This is a genomic window from Ancylomarina sp. (assembly GCF_041555295.1).
GTDB lineage: Bacteria > Bacteroidota > Bacteroidia > Bacteroidales > Marinifilaceae > Ancylomarina.
In genome coordinates, this window is record NZ_JBFFKR010000315.1 from 1 (window position 1) to 3,522 (window position 3,522).

At 40.2% G+C, this 3,522-nt stretch carries 4 protein-coding genes; all 4 read right to left on the minus strand.

What is annotated here, in order from left to right; genetic code table 11:
- Window positions 1–724, minus strand: a 724-nt coding sequence (locus ABY905_RS15170) for a PLP-dependent aminotransferase family protein (protein ID WP_372645384.1), incomplete at its 3' end; no start/stop codon positions are given.
- A 105-nt stretch (window positions 725–829) separates the two neighbouring features.
- Window positions 830–1,738, minus strand: coding sequence for a thiamine pyrophosphate-dependent enzyme (locus ABY905_RS15175; RefSeq protein WP_372645386.1), 909 nt, complete (start codon window positions 1,736–1,738; stop codon window positions 830–832).
- Window positions 1,731–2,921, minus strand: a complete 1,191-nt coding sequence (locus ABY905_RS15180; RefSeq protein ID WP_372645388.1) for a transketolase C-terminal domain-containing protein — start codon at window positions 2,919–2,921, stop codon at window positions 1,731–1,733. The genes ABY905_RS15175 and ABY905_RS15180 overlap by 8 nt, the downstream gene beginning before the upstream one ends.
- 154 nt (window positions 2,922–3,075) lie before the next feature.
- Window positions 3,076–3,375 (minus strand): 4Fe-4S binding protein, encoded by a 300-nt coding sequence (locus tag ABY905_RS15185; protein WP_372645390.1) that lies wholly within the window; start codon window positions 3,373–3,375, stop codon window positions 3,076–3,078.
- Window positions 3,376–3,522 lie beyond the last annotated feature (147 nt).

Sequence of the window (3,522 nt, forward strand, 5' to 3'; positions counted from 1 at the left end):
AAGTTCCCAAAGTAATCACGTGATTGTCATTGTCCAAATCGTACATCATACGTTGAGGTTTACCTTCGAAACGTACTTCGCGGTAAGGGCAATCTTCAACAATAAGAACATCGTATTTGTGAGCCAATGCGATAATTTCCAAACGACGCGATTCAGGCATAGTAATACCTGTTGGGTTTTGGAAATCAGGAATCACATAAATGAATTTTGGCTTAATGCCTTGCTGCTTTAATCCTTCAAGTTTGGCTTCCAATAGCTCAGCACTCATGCCTTGCTCATCCATTGGTACACCTTCCATTTTTGCACCATAGCCTTGGAAAGCTCCAATACCGCCTAGGTAAGATGGAAGACCACAAATAACCACATCACCTTGGTTCACAAAAACTTTACCAACCAGGTCTAAGCCTTGTTGCGATCCAGTTGTAATGATTAGGTTATCTAAATCTGCTTTTGTGCCTTCTGCCTCATATTTCTTTAATAGAACTTCTCTTAGTTCTTTCACGCCTTCGGTTGCATCGTATTGCAATACGGCTGCACCTTCTTCGCGTAGCATATCCGAAACAATAGTATCTAAAGCATCTACTGGGAATGATTCTGGAGCTGGTAATCCGCCTGCAAATGAAATAATCTCAGGGTTTTGAGTCAATTTCAAAATTTCACGGATAGCTGATCGTTTGTTGTTATTGCTGATTTGGGAAAAAGTTCCTTTTAAATCGCTGATCATATTTTTGTAATTATGAATTATCAATGATGAATGATGAATTCCCATTTCTGAGAATCCATTGTCATATCAATCATTTATAATTCTGAATTTATAATTCCTAATTGTTTATAACCAATGCTTGCGCATGCGAGACCATTTTTTGTCGCGATTTGCGATCACAACTTCCATATCTGCATCTTGCATATGCTTGAATCGACCTTGCTTCTTTAAATAATCTTTTACCGGAGCAAATTGCTTTGGATTACGGTTCAATTTGTATTCGCCATCCTCGAATTCCGCAAGGAAAATCAAACCACAGTCAACTGCATCTTTTGCAATCTCTACCGATGTTTCGGTTGGTGTTCCCCATCCTGTTGGACAAGATGCGTACACGTGAATGAAAGTTGCACCTTTAATATGCTTCGCTTTGTTTACCTTATTCAAGAAATCTTGAGGGTAACCAATACTTGCAGTTGCTGCATAAGCAATATCGTGAGCGGCAATAATCTCGAACAAGTTCTTTTTGTGAGTGATTGTTCCTGGAAGATTCTCGCCCGCAGGTGTCGTTGTTGTCTTCGTTCCGTAAGGCGTCAATCCACTCTTCTGAATACCTGTATTCATATAAGCTTCATTGTCGTAGCAGATGTAAAGAACATCATCGTTACGGTCAATCATTCCTGATAGCGCTTGGAATCCGATATCAGCAGTTCCACCGTCACCAGCAAACACAACTGTTTTCACATCTTTTTGCCCTAGAGCTTTTGCTCCAACTGCAATTCCTGAAGCCATACTTGCTGAGCCAGGGAAAGTTGTGATAATCGCATTGGTATTGAAGGCCATTTGTGGAAAAATAAATCCTACTGCCGACATACATCCGGCTGGTAGAGCAGTATAGGTGCGTTCACCCAATACTTTAAGTGCCAATCGTACTGCAATACTTCCACCACATCCGGCGCAAGCTTTATGACCATAGAAAAATTCCTTTTCGGTCATGTTTTTTGCATTCACTTTTGGGATATCTATTAGATTAGTCATTGGTTTCTACGTTAAGGCTAAAAAATTCTACTTTTTCTTCACTCTTATTCTCAACACCGCTGAATAGCTTGTTGAACATCTCTTCGATTTCATCTTTAGTGATATCGCGTCCGCCTAGTCCGCCAACAAAATTGCTCTTGTAAACGTACTTGTCGATTTTAGAGATGGCGGAGTTCACATTGGTGTAAACAGTTCCTTCATATCCGAAAGAAATATCCTTATCAATCACTCCGATTGCATTCACACGTCTAGCCAAATCTTTAATTTCAGTCTCAGGGAAAGGGCGCATATAACGAATCTTCAATAGACCTACTTTCTTACCTTCAGCGCGCATTTTGTCAACCACTACACGAATGGTTCCACAAACACTACCTAAGGCTACAAGAACAACCTCTGCATCTTCGCAACGGTATTCTTCAACCATATCGTAGTACTTACGACCAAACTTCTCAGCAAATTCCTGATCTACATCACGAATCACATCGATAGCGTTAAACATCGCTTCGTTCTGCTGATACTTAAATTCAGTATTGTCATCTGGCTTAGAGCTAAAACCTAAGTTTTTAGGCTCTTCGAAAGACATTTTGTTTGGTGTTTGGAATGGAGGTAAGAATTCATCCACCATTTTTTGCTCAGGGATATCAACCAACTCGTAAGTGTGAGTTAGGATAAAACCATCCAAGTTCACCATCATTGGGGTTAAGACATCTTTGTGCTCAGCAATTTTGTAGGCTTGGATAATCATATCCAAAGCTTCCTGTGCATCTTCCACATAAACCTGAATCCATCCACAATCTAATAGTGATAAAGAATCACGCTGATCACCGTAGATACTCCATGGCAAAGCCACCGAACGGTTAGCGTTCATCATCACAACTGGCCAACGACCACCACTACAGTAATGCAGACCTTCTGCCATATACAAGAGTCCTTGCGAAGAAGAAGCTGTAAATGTTCTAGCACCAACTGAACTGGCACCCATAGTTGCTGAAATTGCAGAGTGCTCAGACTCTACGTGCATGTATTCGCCATCCATTTCACCTGCTTCGCACATTTCTGATAAACGCTCAACGGTGATGGTTTGCGGGGTGATTGGGTAAGCAGCTACGACATGTGGACGAGATAATCTCACGCCCTGTGCAACGGCTTCATCACCTGATATGAATATTTTATTTGATTTCATTGTTTTGGTATTTAGTCATTAGTTGACTTGTCACTGGTAGATTGGTTCAAATCCGACATCTCCCTTCAAGAAGGGAGAAAATTTCACTTGAAATTTGGGATTTTATACTTTAACCTTTCTCCTTTAATCTTTAGTTATTCCTTTAACCTTCAACTTAAAGTTGTTCTTTTACCATTTTAATTGCATCCTTTGGGCATTCGTGTGCACATACACCACAGCCTTTGCAATAATCCATGTCGAATGTGATTTTACCATTGTCTCTAACAACTGTGCCATCTGGACAAAGTAGGTAGCAACGAAGACAATAAACACAAGCATCGTGATCAACAACCGGGCGGACTGATCTCCATCCTGCATTGGTCTCTGGAAGGTAACCAGCCGCGTATTGTGGGCCAGTTGGGTAATCATTTATATGAGTTGGGAATTTAAATTCCGTTTTTTTAGGTCTATCCATGATATTTCAATTAGTAATGAATGATTAGTAATTAATAATTACCAATTGTTAATTATTAATTAGTTGGAAGGCACGTTCCACAATCTTAACATTTAATTCAGCCAACTTAGGCTTCATCTCAGTTCTGATACTAGCAAGAGCAGCTTC

Coding starts and splice junctions, on each gene's coding strand:
- ABY905_RS15180 (WP_372645388.1), bottom strand. CDS start 2,921: ATGAAATCAAATAAAATATTCATATCAGGTGATGAAGCCGTTGCACAG.
- ABY905_RS15185 (WP_372645390.1), bottom strand. CDS start 3,375: ATGGATAGACCTAAAAAAACGGAATTTAAATTCCCAACTCATATAAAT.
- ABY905_RS15175 (WP_372645386.1), bottom strand. CDS start 1,738: ATGACTAATCTAATAGATATCCCAAAAGTGAATGCAAAAAACATGACC.